Source organism: Humibacter ginsenosidimutans (assembly GCF_007859675.1).
Taxonomy (GTDB): Bacteria; Actinomycetota; Actinomycetes; order Actinomycetales; family Microbacteriaceae; genus Humibacter; species Humibacter ginsenosidimutans.
Genome location: NZ_CP042305.1, coordinates 2173410 through 2188645 on the forward strand (window position 1 = coordinate 2173410; position 15236 = coordinate 2188645).

At 70.3% G+C, this 15236-nt stretch carries 11 protein-coding genes; 4 read left to right on the top strand and 7 right to left on the bottom strand.

The genetic code is table 11. The features are described from left to right. Positions 1-3: 3 nt before the first annotated feature. The 5 genes from pgi to FPZ11_RS10030 form a co-directional block, all read right to left on the bottom strand. Positions 4-1683, bottom strand: a complete 1680-nt coding sequence (gene pgi / locus FPZ11_RS10010) for a glucose-6-phosphate isomerase (RefSeq protein WP_146320549.1) — start codon at positions 1681-1683, stop codon at positions 4-6. 128 nt (positions 1684-1811) lie between these two features. Next, the gene (locus FPZ11_RS10015) at positions 1812-2294 is read right to left on the bottom strand and encodes an FBP domain-containing protein (RefSeq protein WP_168203788.1); all 483 of its coding nucleotides are present in this window, start codon (positions 2292-2294) and stop codon (positions 1812-1814) included. Between the two features lie 89 nt (positions 2295-2383). Further along, on the bottom strand, positions 2384-3016 hold the full coding sequence (locus tag FPZ11_RS10020; protein ID WP_146320554.1) for an NUDIX hydrolase family protein: 633 nt from the start codon (positions 3014-3016) through the stop codon (positions 2384-2386). 41 nt (positions 3017-3057) lie between these two features. Continuing rightward, a complete protein-coding gene (locus tag FPZ11_RS10025) occupies positions 3058-3627 on the bottom strand; it encodes a hypothetical protein (RefSeq protein WP_146320555.1) in 570 nt (189 codons plus the stop codon). Between the two features lie 14 nt (positions 3628-3641). Further along, positions 3642-4439 carry a DUF2249 domain-containing protein gene (locus tag FPZ11_RS10030; RefSeq protein ID WP_246846173.1) on the bottom strand — a complete coding sequence of 266 codons (798 nt, stop codon included), beginning with the start codon at positions 4437-4439 and terminating at the stop codon, positions 3642-3644. Positions 4440-4586: 147 nt separating this feature from the next. Here FPZ11_RS10030 and fdxA point away from each other — a divergent pair, with 147 nt between their 5' ends. Then, positions 4587-4928: a ferredoxin gene (fdxA, locus tag FPZ11_RS10035; RefSeq protein WP_146320557.1), complete on the top strand. Its 342-nt coding sequence runs from the start codon at positions 4587-4589 to the stop codon at positions 4926-4928. A gap of 52 nt (positions 4929-4980) precedes the next feature. Here fdxA and FPZ11_RS10040 read toward each other — a convergent pair whose 3' ends face one another. Further along, positions 4981-5700, bottom strand: a complete 720-nt coding sequence (locus FPZ11_RS10040) for an alpha/beta fold hydrolase (protein ID WP_146320559.1) — start codon at positions 5698-5700, stop codon at positions 4981-4983. Between the two features lie 232 nt (positions 5701-5932). Between FPZ11_RS10040 and FPZ11_RS10045 the strand changes: the two genes are divergently transcribed. Next, the gene (locus tag FPZ11_RS10045; protein ID WP_146320561.1) at positions 5933-10873 is read left to right on the top strand and encodes an Lhr family ATP-dependent helicase; all 4941 of its coding nucleotides are present in this window, start codon (positions 5933-5935) and stop codon (positions 10871-10873) included. A gap of 116 nt (positions 10874-10989) precedes the next feature. Continuing rightward, positions 10990-11766 (top strand): DNA-formamidopyrimidine glycosylase family protein, encoded by a 777-nt coding sequence (locus FPZ11_RS10050; RefSeq protein WP_146320563.1) that lies wholly within the window; start codon positions 10990-10992, stop codon positions 11764-11766. A gap of 162 nt (positions 11767-11928) precedes the next feature. On the opposite strand, the gene FPZ11_RS10055 is transcribed toward FPZ11_RS10050, so the two are convergent. Further along, entirely contained in the window at positions 11929-13221 is a 1293-nt protein-coding gene (locus tag FPZ11_RS10055) for a S1C family serine protease (protein WP_168203789.1), read from the bottom strand. Positions 13222-13480: 259 nt separating this feature from the next. Here FPZ11_RS10055 and FPZ11_RS10060 point away from each other — a divergent pair, with 259 nt between their 5' ends. After that, positions 13481-15196: a dihydroxy-acid dehydratase gene (locus tag FPZ11_RS10060; protein WP_146320567.1), complete on the top strand. Its 1716-nt coding sequence runs from the start codon at positions 13481-13483 to the stop codon at positions 15194-15196. The last annotated feature ends 40 nt before the right edge of the window (positions 15197-15236 follow it).

Below are 15236 nucleotides of genomic sequence, written 5' to 3' on the forward strand. Positions count from 1 at the left end.
GAGTCAGTCGCGGTGCTGCCGGTAGTACTCCAGGAGCGCGCGGGTCGACGCGTCCTGCGCTGCAGCGGCATCCTCGTCGCCCTCGATCGCGGGAGCGATCTGCAGGGCGAGCTGCTTGCCGAGCTCGACACCCCACTGGTCGAACGAGTTGATGCCCCACACCACGCCCTGCGTGAACGTGATGTGCTCGTACAGCGCGATCAGCTCGCCCAGCACGCGCGGCGTCAGTGCCGCCGCCATGATGGATGTCGTTGGCCGGTTCCCCGCGAACGTGCGGGCAGCGACCAGCGCACCGGTCGTCCCCTCCGCCTCGACCTCCTCGGCCGTCTTGCCGAACGCGAGCGCCTTCGTCTGCGCGAGGAAGTTCGCCAGGAACAGGCCGTGCACGTCCCTGTCGCCGTCCTTCAGCGGATAGGCCGGGTTCGCGAACGCGATGAAGTCGGCAGGGATGAGCCGCGTGCCCTGGTGGATCAGCTGGTAGAACGCGTGCTGGCCGTTCGTGCCCGGCTCGCCCCAGAAGACCTCGCCGGTCGTGGTGGTGACGGGCGAGCCGTCCCAGCGCACGGACTTGCCGTTGGACTCCATCGTGAGCTGCTGCAGGTAGGCAGGGAAGCGGTGCAACAGCTGAGCGTACGGCAGCACGGCGTGCGACTGGGCGCCGAGCAGGTTCGAGTACCAGACATTGAGCAGACCCATGAGCACGGGCACGTTCCGCTCCAGCGGAGTCGATGCCACGTGCTCGTCGACGGCGTGGAACCCGGCGAGGAACTCGCTGAAGTTCTCCGGCCCGAGCGCGATCGCCAGTGACGTGCCGATGGCCGAGTCCACGGAGTAGCGGCCGCCCACCCAGTCCCAGAAGCCGAACGCGTTGTCGGTGTCGATGCCGAACGCTGCGACCTTGTCGAGCGCGGTCGAGACGGCGATGAAGTGATGGGCGACGGCATCCTTCTTGCTCTGCTCGTCGTCGGCGATGGCGCCCGCCGCGATCAGGCCCTTCCACAGCCAGTCGCGGGCGAGGCGCGCATTGGTGAGCGTCTCGAGCGTCGTGAAGGTCTTCGAGGCGACGATGAAGAGCGTGGTCTCGGGGTCGAGGTCGGCCGTCTTCTGCGCGAGGTCGGTCGGGTCGATGTTGGAGATGAAGCGGGCCTCGATGCCGGCGTCCGCATAGGGCTTGAGCGCCTCGTAGACCATGACCGGGCCGAGGTCGGAGCCCCCGATGCCGATGTTCACGACCGTGGCGACCTTTTTGCCGGTGACGCCGGCGAAGTCGCCGGAGCGCACCCGGTCTGCGAACGCGGCGATGCGGTCGAGCACCTCCTGCACGTCGTGGTCCACGTGCTGGCCGTCGACGACGAGCTCGGGCGAGGCATCCGCCGGTCTGCGCAGCGCCGTGTGCAGCACCGCGCGGTCCTCGGTCGTGTTGATGTGCACGCCGGCGAGCATCTGCCGGAACCGCTCGGCGACGCCGACCTGCTCGGCCAGACGCAGGAGAGAGGCGAGGATGTCGTCGGTCACCAGATTCTTCGACAGGTCGACGTGCAGGTCGGCCAGCGGGAAGCTGAGGCGTTCGACGCGGGTGGGGTCGGTGGCGAACCAGCCGCGCAGATCAGGCGCGAACGATTTCTTGTGGGCCTCGAGCTCGGCCCAGGCAGCGGTGGTGGTGGCGTCGATCGGAGAGTTCACGGGGTCAACGTTAGTCAGCCGCCGCCGTGCAGGATATTCGTGCAGCCGAGCACATATCCGACACGAGCGCACGCATATCCTGCGTCGCTGCACAGCAACGCATGGTCAGAGAGCCGGACGCGCACCCGTCAGGCCGTCTTCATCACGGTGGCCGTGAAGTTGTGCACCCGAGTGAGCAGGGCATCCGCCCGCTCCGCGATGTGCTCGGACGACTGCGCGTGCGGCGGCACGATGCGGATGAGCAGCGAGCACGCCAGGTCGTCGCAGATGTACGAGCCGATCGTGTTGCCGTTGCGGCCGGCGTCGCCCGCCCGCGGCGCGCTGAACATGCGCACCTGGGTCGCGGGCTGCGACGAATGGCAGAACGAGCACATAGCCGCGATGCCGGGGCGGAGCCCGCCACTGGCCGCCCGCAGCACGATGCCGGTGGGGCGGTCGTGCATCCAGTGCACGATGTAGCCGAGGTGGGATGCCTGCGGGTCACGCCACCCGAGAAACTCCCGTTCGTCCCACAGCGTCTCGTGAATCCCCGGAATCGGCAGCCTCGCCAGCTGCTCGTCGGTGGCGTTCACGAACGACCCACGGATGTCCTGCTCGGTCAGCGGCTTCACGCGGCTCCCCTCGTCGGCACGATCGCAACAGGATAACCGGGTGGTCACTGACGCGGGTTGAAGCACACTCTGCCCCGCGGGTTGTACCGCTACGGCAGCACGCCGACCGAGGCGAGCGCCGCGCGCAGCAGCGTGCCGCGACCGCCCTCCATGTCGGCGGCGACCTGCGGAGCTGATGCCTCGGCCGGCGTCATCCACGTCAGCTCCAGCGCGTCGGGTCGCGGCTCCGTCGTCCCCGTCATCGGCACCACATAGGCGAGCGACACCGCGTGCTGCCGATCGTCGTGGTACGCCGAGACGCCCGGGATGGGGAAGTATTCCGCCACCATGAACGGCACGGGGCTCGCAGGCAGCTGCGGAAAGGCCATCGGACCGAGGTCCTTCTCCAGGTGCCGGAACAGCGCGTCACGCAGCGTCTCGCCGTACATCACACGGCCCGATACGACCGTGCGGGTGATCTCGCCCACGGAATTCGCACGCAGCAGCAGGCCGATCTCGGTGACCTGGCCGAGGCCATCCACTCGCACCGGCACTGCCTCGACGTAGAGGATCGGCATGCGCTGACGCACCTGCTCCAGCTCGAGGTCGCTGAGCCAGCCGGGGCCGACGCCGGGCAGTGCCCCGCCGTCGAGCGCGCTCGCGTCGAGCGCCTCGTCCACCCCCGCGGAGTCCCGCGACGGCAGGGAGTCATCCGGATCCGGATCGGGAGTGCGCACCGCCATGGCTCGATCTTACGGATGCTCTTGTCCGCAGCGGCCCACGCCTACGGATGCGCGTTCCCACCGCCCGAGATCGCCGACAGCACGACCCCCACCGGGATGCTCACCAGCAGCACCACGAGCACCGCACCGCACGCCCACGCCCAGACCCGTCGCCCCGGCACGGTGTGCCTCAGCTGCACGAGCTGCGCGACGAGCACGGCGGCGAGCAGCACTCCGCCGACCGCGACCACGACCGGGATGCCCGCCAGGTCGCCGCCCGCGACGGCAGCGTTCCCGAGGTTCCAGCCCACGAACACGAGCACGAAGCCGCGCGCTGTGAGGGGCGCGGGCGCGATCATCCTCTGCACGCCGAACAGGCACTGCGCCACGCCGCACACGAGCACGAGGTAGGCGGCGAGCCACGATCCGTCGCTCCAGGACAGCGGGCCGGCCGCCGCCGACACGAGCCCGCCGAGCACGACGAACGCGGCACCGGCGACGACGAAGGCCGTCGCCCACCGGTCCCAGAGCGACCGCCCGGCGTTCGACGCCTGCGCGTAGTCGAAGGCGTGCGGCCCGCGGACCTTCGGAACCGGTCGCCGCTCCGTGCGCGACACCGTGCGATCCGTCATCGCTCCGCTCCTCGTCACGCCGCGCTGTCGGGAAGCACGGAGGCCAGCTGCAGCCGCCACGCCTCCGGCCCGCGTTCGAGGTAGGTCACCTCGAACCGGTCGCCGTGCCGCTCCCCGATCTGCCGCAGCAGCGGCAGCGGATCGTGCCCTGCGACGAGCACGATGCCGCCGTCGGCGCCGAGCGAGTCGAGGGCGCCGAGCACGACGGCGTGCCGGATGGCGTGCGGAACCGTGCGCACGTCGAGTTCCGGGTACTCTCGGGCATCCTCTTCGCCGCACGTGCAGTCCGCGGGATGTGCGGACTTCTCCGAGAGCACCAGCGGGGTGACGCCCGCCGGCGGCGTCGTGAGGTCGGCGAGGTGGGCGTCCACGGCGACGCCCGCTGCGTGCTGGGAGGCGTGGTCGCGCCCGTCGTGGTGGTGGTCGTGGTCGCTCGTTTGCCCGCTGGTCGCGACGTGGTCGGCGAGGATGAGCAGCAGGTGCACCGCCGTCACGCCGTAGAGCGAGTGCGGCACCCGCGCGGCGACGTACAGCGAGCCGCCGGTGTCGAAGCGCGTGACGACACCCTCGGTGTCGATGTCGACCGTGCCCTCGACCACCTGGATGAGGATCGGCACGGCCGCCTGGTGTTCGCGCATGGTCTCGCCCTCGTCAAGCGCGATGCGCACGGCGGTGAAGCCGGGAGCCTTGAGGATGCGCCGGGTCGCCACCGCCCCCGGACGCATCGGCAGCAGGCCGGTCACCCCGGCTGCGTCGTGCGCGATCACGCGGGTGCCGTGCGTGGCGACGGCGTCTGTGGTGGGCGTGTTCACGGGGTCCTCCTCGAGGTGCCAGCTGTGCCCGATGTCCGCGCCCGACGAAGAGAGGGGCTTTTAGAGCACGAAATTCCTGTTTATTCTAGGCGTAGATCGCTTCCGCCGACCACCCGATCGACGGCGAACGCGAAAGGAGCGTCACAGATGGTCTTCGTCATCGCAGAACCCTGCATCGACGTCATGGATCGTGCGTGCGTCGATGAATGTCCCGTCGACTGCATCTACGAGGGCGGCAGGTCCCTCTACATCCACCCCGACGAATGCATCGACTGCGGCGCCTGCGAACCCGTGTGCCCCGTGCAGGCCATCTTCTACAACGCCGACCTGCCCGCCGAGTGGCAGGAGTACGAAGACGACAACGCGCGCTTCTTCACCCAGACCCTCCCGGGGCGGGACGAACCGCTCGGCTCTCCCGGTGGAGCGGCGAAGCTCGGACCGATCGGGGCCGACACACCCCTCGTCGCCGAGTTCCCGCCCCGGGAGTGACCGTCCGCTCGCTCGGCCAGTCAGCGCGCTCAGCTAGCCGGCGCGACGCGACTCAGTCGCTCTCGTCGTCCTCGCCGAGCGCGTCGACCACGAGGGCTGCCAGCTCGTCGGGCCTCGTGTACTGCGGCCAGTGGCCGGTGGGCAGCCCCACGATGTGCAGCGACGACAGCCTCGACACCTCGTCGAGCCACGGTGCACCGCCGTCGATGTACTCGTTCATCTCCTCCGGCGTCATGCTCGAGGTGATGATGGTCGTCGGCACATCGAGCCGCTTCTCGTCGTGCACGTGCAGCGGGTCGACCGCCGCGTGTGCGGGCGATGGATGCGTGTGGCTCGCGATCTGCGCGCCCAGCTCGGGAGTGATGTCGCGCACGTCCTGCTCCTCGAAGGCATCCCATCCCGGGAACGGCATGTCGGCGTCATCGTGCGGAATCTCGTCGTTCACGATGGCCCCCTCGCCACCCGGCCACGAGTCGACGTAGACCACGCGCGTGACCCGGTCGGGACGTCTGTCGACAGCACCGTTGGCCACGAGCGCCCCGCCGCTGTGCGCGACCAGGGCCACTTCTTCGTCTGCGGGCGCGTGGTCGATGAGGTCGACGACGTAGTCGATGTGCGAATCCAGCGTGATGTGGCTGCGATCGGTCTCGTCGGACTCCAGGCCCGGCATCGTGAGCGGATGCGCGTGGTAGCCGGCCCGATCGACGGCGCGGGTCACGACATCCCACGACGATGCATCCAGCCAGAGTCCCGGGATCAGAAAGGTCTGCATGGGGCGACGGTACCCCGCCCCGCCGACAGCGGCATCAGGCACCCGTGCGTGTCAGTCGCCTGTGCTCGCCACCGCTCGACAGGACTCCATCCACTCGGCCATGCGAGCCAGCTCGCACGTCTCTCGTGTCAGTCGCCTGTGCTCGCCACCGCTCGACAGGGACTCCATCCACTCGGCCATGCGAGCCAGCTCGCACGTCTCTCGTGTCAGTCGCCTGTGCTGTGATGGATCGATGAGTGAGGTGCTCGAACGCTTCTCCCCCGCCACGCGCGCGTGGTTCGAGGGTGCGTTCGAGGCGCCCACTGCGGCGCAGCTCGGGGCGTGGGATGCCATCTCCCGCGGCGAACACACGCTCGTCATCGCGCCGACCGGATCGGGCAAGACCCTCGCCTCCTTCCTCTGGGCGATCGACCGGCTGATGCACGAGGCCGTCGAGCCCGGCATGCTCGCCGGGCTCGAGGCGCCGACCGGCGGGACGGCGACAGGCTCGAAGAAGACCCGCGGCACCCGCGTCCTCTACATCTCCCCCCTGAAGGCGCTCGGTGTCGACGTGGAGCGCAACCTGCGCTCACCGCTCGTGGGCATCACGCAGACGGCGAAGCGTCTCGGCACCGAGCCGCCGCGTGTCACGGTCGGCGTGCGCAGCGGCGACACTCCCGCGAACGAGCGCCGCACTCTGCTGACGAAGCCGCCGGACATCCTCATCACCACGCCGGAGTCCCTCTTCCTCATGCTCACCTCGCAGGCGCGCGAGACGCTCGCGAACGTGCAGACCGTGATCGTCGACGAGGTGCACGCGGTCGCGGCGACCAAGCGCGGCGCCCACTTCGCGGTGTCGCTTGAGCGACTGGACGCCATGCTGCCGAAGCCCGTGCAGCGCGTCGGCCTCTCCGCCACGGTACGTCCGCCGGAAGAGGTGGCTCGATTCCTCGGCGGCCGCAACCCGGTCACGATCGTGGCGCCGGCGTCCCAGAAGCGCTTCGATCTGAAGGTGGTCGTGCCGGTCGAGGACATGCGCGACGTGAGCCCGTCGGCGCACGACGACGACCAGAGCCCGCAGGGCGGATCCATCTGGCCGCACGTCGAAGAGGCGATCGTCGACCGCGTGCTCGAACACCGCTCCTCGATCGTGTTCGCGAACTCGCGACGGCTCGCCGAGCGCCTCACGGCCCGCATGAACGAGATCTACGAGGAGCGGCTGAGCGAAGCGGCCGCCCCGTTCCCCGAGCACGTGAGGCGCGTCGACGGGCCGCCCGTGCCGCTCGGGCGAGCGCTTGACGAGGTGGATGCCCGTACTGGGCCGCGGAGTCGCACTCCGGCCGATCTCATGGGCGGATCCGGCCAGACCAGGGGAAGCCGCGCCGCGGCATCCGTCGACCCGTTCTCGGTGAGCACCGTGATGGAGGAGCGCAGGCAGCCGCGGGAGTGGACGGCCGGGGCCGGCGACGAGGGGGGCGCGAGCAGCGGCATCCTCGCCCGCGCCCACCACGGATCGGTCAGCAAGGAGCAGCGCGCCGTCATCGAAGACGACCTGAAGACCGGCCGGCTGCGTTGCGTCGTCGCCACGAGCAGCCTCGAGCTGGGCATCGACATGGGCGAGGTCGACCTCGTCGTGCAGGTCGAGGCGCCGCCGTCGGTGGCGAGCGGCCTGCAGCGCGTCGGCCGCGCCGGGCACCAGGTGGGCGAGGTGTCGAAGGGCGTGATGTTCCCGAAGCACCGCTCCGACCTCATCAACACGGCGGTGGCCAGCGAGCGCATGGTCGCGGGGCTCATCGAGGAGCTGCGGGTGCCGGCGAACCCGCTGGACATCCTCGCGCAGCAGACCATCGCGGCCACGGCCCTCGACCCGGTGGATGTCGACGGCTGGTTCGACACCGTGCGTCGCAGCGCTCCGTTCGCCACGCTCCCCCGCAGCGCGTTCGACGCCACGCTCGACCTCGTGGCCGGTCGGTATCCGAGCGACGAGTTCGCGGAGCTGCGGCCACGCGTGGTGTGGGACAGAGACCGCGGCACGCTCACCGCACGCCCAGGAGCGCAGCGGCTCGCGGTGACGAGCGGTGGCACCATCCCCGATCGCGGCCTGTTCGGCGTGTACATGGTGGGCACCGACGAGCTGAACCCCGCCAAGGGCGGGCGTCGCGTCGGTGAGCTCGACGAGGAGATGGTCTACGAGTCGCGGGTCGGCGACGTGTTCGCGCTCGGAGCGACGAGCTGGCGCATCCAGGAGATCACGCACGACCGGGTGCTCGTCACGCCGGCGTTCGGCGAGCCAGGGCGGCTGCCGTTCTGGAAGGGCGACGGCCTCGGCCGACCGGCCGAACTGGGCGAAGCGGTCGGGGGGTTCGTGCGCGAGGTGGCGGCGGCATCCGAGCAGGAAGCCCGCGGCCGGGCCTCCGCCGCCGGCCTCGACGCGTACGCCACCGGCAACCTGCTCACGTACCTCGACGACCAGAAGAAGGCGACCGGACACCTGCCGACCGACCGCACGCTCGTGGCCGAGCGGTTCAGGGACGAGCTCGGAGACTGGCGACTCGTCTTGCATTCCCCGTACGGCATGCAAGTGCATGCGCCGTGGGCGCTGGCTGTCGCCGCCCGCGTGCGCGAGCGGTTGAACATCGACGGCTCGTGCATCGCCAGCGACGACGGCATTGTGGTGCGCATCCCCGACGCCGAGGCCGAGCCGCCTGGCGCCGACCTGTTCGTGTTCGAGGCCGACGAGCTGGAGCAGCTGGTCACCGACGAGGTCGGGGGGTCGGCGCTGTTCGCGTCCCGCTTCAGGGAGTGCGCCGCCCGCGCACTGCTGCTGCCCAAGTACAACCCCGGCAAGCGGTCACCGCTGTGGCAGCAGCGTCAGAAGGCGTCGCAGCTTCTGGATGTCGCGCGCAAGCATCCGACGTTCCCGATCATCCTCGAGACCATGCGCGAGTGCCTGCAAGACGTCTACGACCTGCCGGCCCTGCGCCGCATCGCGGAGCGCATCGCCGCGCGGGACATCCGCATCGTCGAGGTCGGCACCGAAGAGGCATCACCGTTCGCCCGGTCGCTGCTGTTCGGATATGTCGGTGCGTTCATGTACGAGGGCGACTCGCCGCTCGCCGAGCGCCGAGCGGCGGCCCTCGCGGTGGATGCCTCGTTGCTGTCCGAGCTGCTCGGTCGCGCCGAGCTGCGCGAGCTTCTCGACCCCGCGGTGATCGAGCGCGTCGAGCGCGAGGTGCAACGGCTGACGCCGGAACGCCGGATGTTCGGGCTCGAGGGCGCGGCCGACCTGCTGCGCCTGCTCGGCCCGCTCACCGTCGACGAGGTCGTGCAGCGGTGGTCGCCTGAGCGACCGGCGGACGCGTCGTCTCGTGGGTTGAGGAGCGACCGCGAAGCGGACGGGTCTCGAAACCCCGAGCCGGGCGCGGGTTTCGAGACGGCGGCTGCGCCGCCTCCTCAACCGGCGGAGCCGTTCGCGGCCGACCCCGCCGCGGCACGCGCCACCCTCGACGAGCTCGTCGCGGCGAAGCGCGCCCTGCGCGTCACCATCGCGGGCGCCGAGCAGTACGCGGCGATCGAGGATTCCGCCCGTCTGCGCGATGCGCTCGGTGTTCCGCTGCCGATCGGCGTGCCGACCGCGTTCATCGAGCCGGTCGACGACCCGCTGGGCGACCTGCTCGGTCGGTACGCGCGAACGCACGGTCCGTTCATGGTCGGCGATGCGGCATCCCGCTTCGGGCTCGGCGCCGCGGTCGCCCACGACACGCTGCGCCGCCTCGCCCAGGATCGGCGCATCACGGAGGGCGAGTTCCGGCCGCAGGCCAGCGGCACCGAGTGGTGCGATGCGGAGGTGCTGCGGCGCATCCGTCGGCTCTCGCTCGCCGCGCTCCGCCACGAGGTCGAACCCGTCATGCCGACGACGTTCGCGCGGTTCCTGCCCGAGTGGCAGCACGTGGGCGGCGGGCTTCGGGGAGTGGATGCCGTGGCGTCCGTCATCGAGCAGCTCGCCGGCACACGTATTCCCGCGTCGGCATGGGAGAGTCTCGTGCTGCCGGCGCGCGTCTCCGACTACCAGCCGGCCATGCTCGACGAGCTCACCGCCAGCGGCGAGGTGCTGTGGAGCGGCAGTGGATCGCTGCCGGGCAATGACGGCTGGGTCGGCCTGCACCTCGCCGACAGTGCGGCGTTCACCATGCCGCCGCCGCTCGATCACGCGATGGACGAGCTGCAGCGCGAGGTGCTCGGGGCACTCGGTGCCGGCGGCGCCTTCTTCTTCAGGCAGCTGGCGGATGCCGTCGGCTCGCTCGACGACGCAGCCCTCGCCACCGCGCTCTGGGATCTCGTCTGGGCCGGCCTCATCACGAACGACACGTTCGCTCCGCTTCGCGCGCTCACCGGTGGCCGCGGTGCGCACAAGCCGCAGCGTGCGACACCTCGCGCAAGGGTTCGGATGCCCAGGGCATACGGCAAGCCCACGATGGTCGAGGGCCTGCGTGCCGCGTCGGCACGCTCCGGTCCGCCGACCACGGCGGGCCGCTGGTCGATCCTCCCCTTGCCGGAGACGGATGCCACGCTGCGCGCGAAGGCCTCCGCCGAGACGCTGCTCGACCGCTACGGCGTCGTCACGCGAGGCTCCGTCATGGCCGAGAACCAGCCTGGAGGCTTCGCGCTCGCCTACCGGGTGCTCAGCGGGTTCGAGGAGTCCGGCCGCGCCCGCCGTGGCTATTTCGTGGAGACGCTCGGCGCCGCGCAGTTCGCGACCAGCGCCACCGTCGACCGGCTGCGCACGTTCACGCTCGACGGCACGCTCGAACCGCCGCGCAAGGCCGTCGCGTTGGCGGCGACCGACCCGGCGAATCCGTACGGGGCCGCGCTGCCGTGGCCGCAGGCATCCGCCGAGGTGTCGGCGACCGGGCACCGTCCTGGACGAAAGGCCGGCGCGATCGTCGTGCTCGTCGACGGGGCGCTCGCTCTCTACGTTGAGCGTGGTGGCAAGACCACGCTGTTGTTCGAACGCGACCCCGAGGTGATGTGGCCGGCGACGCGGGCGCTGGCCGACGTCATCCACCGCGGCCGCATCTCGACGCTGACGATCGAGACCGTCGGCGGCGAGTTCGTGCTCGGCACGCCGTTCGGCGAGGCGCTCGTGGCGGCGGGGTTCGCGCCGACGCCGCGCGGCCTGAGGCTGCGCTCGTGAGGTGCTCGTGAGATTGCGCCGGCCGCTCGACATGACACCGGCCGATCGGGCATGTTCTCGGCGCGAGAGCGTGATCTGTCATGTCGACGGCGCGCGGACATGGCGCGGAGCGCACGATGCCTGAGGGCGACACCGTCTACCAGCAGGCGCGGCTGCTCAACGACATGCTCGGCGGCCACATCCTCACCCGCTGCGACCTGCGGGTGCCCGCGTTCGCCACGACCGACCTCAGCGGCATGCTCGTGCACGAGGTCGTGAGCCGCGGCAAGCATCTGCTGATGCGGGTGGGCGACAGCACCATTCACAGCCACCTCAAGATGGAGGGCGAATGGCGCGTCTACGCGCCGGGCGAGCCATGGCGGCGTCCCGCATTCCAGGCGCGCGCGGTGCTCGCCACCGAGACGGCACAGGCCGTCGGCTTCGAGCTCGGCCTGCTGGAGGTGCTGCCGACCACACGCGAAGCGGATGCCGTCGGCCACCTCGGTCCCGATCTGCTCGGCCCCGACTGGGACGAGCGGGAGGCCGTGCGGAGGTTGGCGGAGCATCCCGACGCGCCGATCGCCGTCGCGCTGCTCGACCAGCGCAATCTCGCGGGGCTCGGCAACGAGTACGTCGACGAGCTCTGCTTCGTGCGCGGGATGCTCCCCACCCGCCCCGTGCGCGATGTCGACCTCGCGAAGACGGTTGCGCTCGCCCACCGCATGATCGTGGCCAACCGGGATCGGCGCATCCGCTCGACCACCGGCGAGACGCGCCGCGGACGCACGTCATACGTGCACCGACGCGAGGGGATGCCGTGCCGCCGCTGCGGCACCCACGTCGAGCGCATGCGCCTCGGCCCGAGCGAGCTCGAGCTGCGCGAGACGTGGTATTGCCCGAGGTGCCAGACGTAGCGAGGCACTCCGCCGGGCGAGCAGACTCACGCCGCCGGGCGACGAAAGCGACAGCCTCGGCAACCAGAATCGACACGCTCGGCGACGAGAACGGGCACTTTCGGCGGGAGAACGCGAAGCAGCCCGCGCCCTGGAGGGGCGCGGGCTGCTTCGCGGGGTGCCTCAGGCGGCGGGGCCCGAGGTCAGCGTCACCGTCGCGGTCTGCGAGGCTCCGGAGGAGTCCGTCCACGTGATCGAGACGGAGTCGCCGGGGCTGTACTTCTTCAGCGCGGAGGTGAGGCCGTCCGACGAGGTCACGGTCGTGCCGCCCACCGCCGTGATGGTGTCGCCCGCTGCGAGTCCCGCCGAGGCGGCCGGCGTGCCGTCGATCACCTCGGCGATCGTGGCGCCCGTCGCGGTCTGCGTGCTGCCGTCGCCGCCGCTGTAGCCGTAGTCGCCGCCTCCGTAGCCGGAGGAGCCGCCAAGGCCAGAGCCGAGACCGGAATCGCCGAGCCCGGTCGAGGCATCCGTGCTCGCGACCTCCACGCCGAGGAAGGCGGGAAGTCCGATCGTGATGTTCGAGCCGGCGTCGCCGTTCTCGATCTTCGTCACGATGGAGAGCGCGTCGTCGATCGGGATGGCGTAGCCGTCGGAGACCTGGGTGTCGGCGGAAGCCGCGGTGTCGATGGCGATCACCTTGCCGGAGCTGTTGTAGAGCGGCCCGCCGGAATCACCGGACTGGATGCCGGCATCCGTCTCGATGAGCCCGCTGAGGCTCTCGGAGGCCACCGAGCTCTCCGCCTGGGTCGTGATCGACTTGTCGGTGCCAGTCACGGTTCCGGATGCCGCCGTGAGCGACCCGGTGCCGCCCGCGTTGCCGACGGCGGTGACGTTGTCGCCCGTCGACACGTTCGACGAGTCGCCGATGGATGCCGTGGTGAGCCCGGATGCGCCGCTCAACTGCAGCACGGCGACATCGTCGGTGGCGTCGGTGCCGACCACCTTGGCCGTGTAGGTCTTGCCCGTGGAGACCACTGTCACCTTGATGCTCGTGGAGCCTTCGACCACGTGATTGTTGGTGAGGATCTCGCCGGAGCTCGTGAGCACCATTCCGGTGCCCGCCGCCTCCGCCTGGTCGTAGGAGAGCACCGTGTCGATGACGACGATGCCCTTCGCCTGGGATGACGTTGCATCCGTTCCTGAGGAGCTCGAGCCCGAGCCGTCCTGCCCGTAGCCGTAGCCGTACGAGTTGCCGTTTCCGCTGCTGCCGCTGCCGCCGCTGCTTCCCTGCGACCCGTAGCCGTAGCCCGCCCGCTCGGCGGCCGACTGCGATGCGACCGCTTTCGAGAACGCGGAGACCGCGTCGCTCACGGTCAGCACACTGGCCGTCATTCCTCCCGCGGCGACCACAACGGATGCCGCGACGGCGGCCGTGATCCAGCCGACCGTGCGACGAGTGCTTCTGTCGTTGCGCATGATGATCTGTCCGTTCCGTCTTGATGCGATGACTCCAGTGCAACGCGAGCTGTCGCGAAAGCTCTTTGGCTGATCCATGCACTTGCTATGAACGCTGGGCGCCTTCCCTGCGTTTGCTTAGCGCCCGCAGAGGCGCCGGCCAGACTTCGCGCACTCGCGGGCATCCAATTGCCCGAAGTGCGAACAAATTCGACAGACTGGAGTCGTGCGCCACGCGGCCCCGCCGCGATCGCCACGCCTCACGAGCAAAGGAGCCCGAATGACCCTGCGCAGCCAGGACTGGTACGGCGGTGATGGCCGCGACCCGTACATCCACCGGGCGTGGATGCGCCGCGGCATTCCGGGGGATGCCTTCGACGGCAAGCGCCCCCAGATCGCGATCGCGAACACCGCCGGCGACCTCGTGCCGTGCAACCTGCACCTGAACGAGGTCGCACAGTACGTGAAGAACGGCGTGTACGAGGCGGGCGGGATCCCGCTCGAGATCCCGGTGATGGGGCTCGGCGAGACGCTCGTGAAGCCGACCGCCATGCTCTGGCGCAATCTGGCGGCGATGCAGGTCGAGGAGATGCTGCGGGCGAACCCGGTGGATGCCGTCGTGCTGCTCGGCGGCTGCGACAAGACCATTCCCGCGCTGCTGATGGGCGCGGCATCCGTCGACATCCCGGCTGTCGTCGTGCCGGGCGGCCCGATGCTGAACGGGCACTTCCGCGGCGAGCTCATGGGCTGCGGCACCGGCGTGTGGCAGCTCAGCGAGGAGGTGCGCGCCGGCACGCTGAGCGAGGCGGAGTTCGAGCGGTCGGAGACCGCGATGATCCGGTCGAAGGGCCACTGCAACACCATGGGCACGGCGTCGACCATGGGCATCATGGCCGAGGCGCTCGGCATGACCATTCCGGGTCTGGCGGGAACGCCCGCGGCGGATGCGCGCCTGCTCGAGGCAGCGCACGCCACCGGCCGGCTCGCCGTCGAGCTCGTGGCCGAGCAACGCACCGTGTCGAAGGTCATCACGAAGGAGTCGTTCCACAACGCGATCGTGGCCCTGGCCGCGATCGGCGGGTCGACGAACGCGGTCGTGCATCTGCTCGCCATCGCGGGACGGCTCGGCATCGACCTCACGCTCGACGACTTCGATCGCATCGGCGCGAACGTGCCCCTGCTGGTCAACCTGCAGCCCGCGGGCGAGTACCTCATGGAGGATCTCTTCCGCGCCGGCGGCGTGCTGGCGGTGTTCGATCAGGTGAAGGACCTCTTCGATCCGAGCGCGCAGACCGTGATGGGCGTGCCGTTGACGGACTTCCTCGGCGAGCATCCGGTGTGGGATCGCGACGTCATCTCCTTGCGCGAGGATCCCCTGCAGGACGACGCGGGCATCGCGGTGCTGCGCGGCAACCTCGCCACCCGGGGCGCGATCATCAAGCCCGCGGCCGCGACGGCGGAGCTGCTCGTGCACCGAGGCAAGGCCGTCGTCTTCGACTCGATCGAGGACTTCCACGCCCGCATCGACGACCCCGACCTCGATGTGGATGCCGACTCCGTGCTCGTGCTGCGCGGCTGCGGTCCCAAGGGCTACCCCGGGATGCCGGAGGTCGCCAACCTGCCGCTGCCGCCGAAGCTGCTCAAGCAGGGCGTGCGCGACATGGTGCGGGTGTGCGACGGACGCATGTCGGGCACCGCATACGGCACCGTCGTGCTGCACGTCGCACCGGAGGCCGCTGCTGGCGGCACACTCGCCCTGGTTCGTGACGGCGACATCATCTCGCTGGATGTGCCGAACCGCCGCATCGAGGTCGAGCTGAGCGACGAGGAGCTCGCGGCACGCAGACCGCCGTTCCGTGAGACCGGTTCGTTCGCCCATGCCGAGCGCGGCTGGCAGAAGCTGTACGTCGAGCACGTGCAAGGTGCCGACACCGGCGCCGACCTCGACTTCCTGGTCGGCTCGAGCGGCTCAGTCGTGACCCGGGAGTCGCATTGACTCCCCGCCTGCCTTTGCCCGCCCCTCCGCCCCTCCGCCA

Coding starts and splice junctions, on each gene's coding strand:
- FPZ11_RS10020 (WP_146320554.1), bottom strand. CDS start 3,016: ATGGCGGTGCGCACTCCCGATCCGGATCCGGATGACTCCCTGCCGTCG.
- FPZ11_RS10025 (WP_146320555.1), bottom strand. CDS start 3,627: ATGACGGATCGCACGGTGTCGCGCACGGAGCGGCGACCGGTTCCGAAG.
- fdxA (WP_146320557.1), top strand. CDS start 4,587: ATGGTCTTCGTCATCGCAGAACCCTGCATCGACGTCATGGATCGTGCG.
- FPZ11_RS10040 (WP_146320559.1), bottom strand. CDS start 5,700: ATGCAGACCTTTCTGATCCCGGGACTCTGGCTGGATGCATCGTCGTGG.
- FPZ11_RS10045 (WP_146320561.1), top strand. CDS start 5,933: ATGAGTGAGGTGCTCGAACGCTTCTCCCCCGCCACGCGCGCGTGGTTC.
- FPZ11_RS10050 (WP_146320563.1), top strand. CDS start 10,990: ATGCCTGAGGGCGACACCGTCTACCAGCAGGCGCGGCTGCTCAACGAC.
- FPZ11_RS10055 (WP_168203789.1), bottom strand. CDS start 13,221: ATGCGCAACGACAGAAGCACTCGTCGCACGGTCGGCTGGATCACGGCC.
- FPZ11_RS10060 (WP_146320567.1), top strand. CDS start 13,481: ATGACCCTGCGCAGCCAGGACTGGTACGGCGGTGATGGCCGCGACCCG.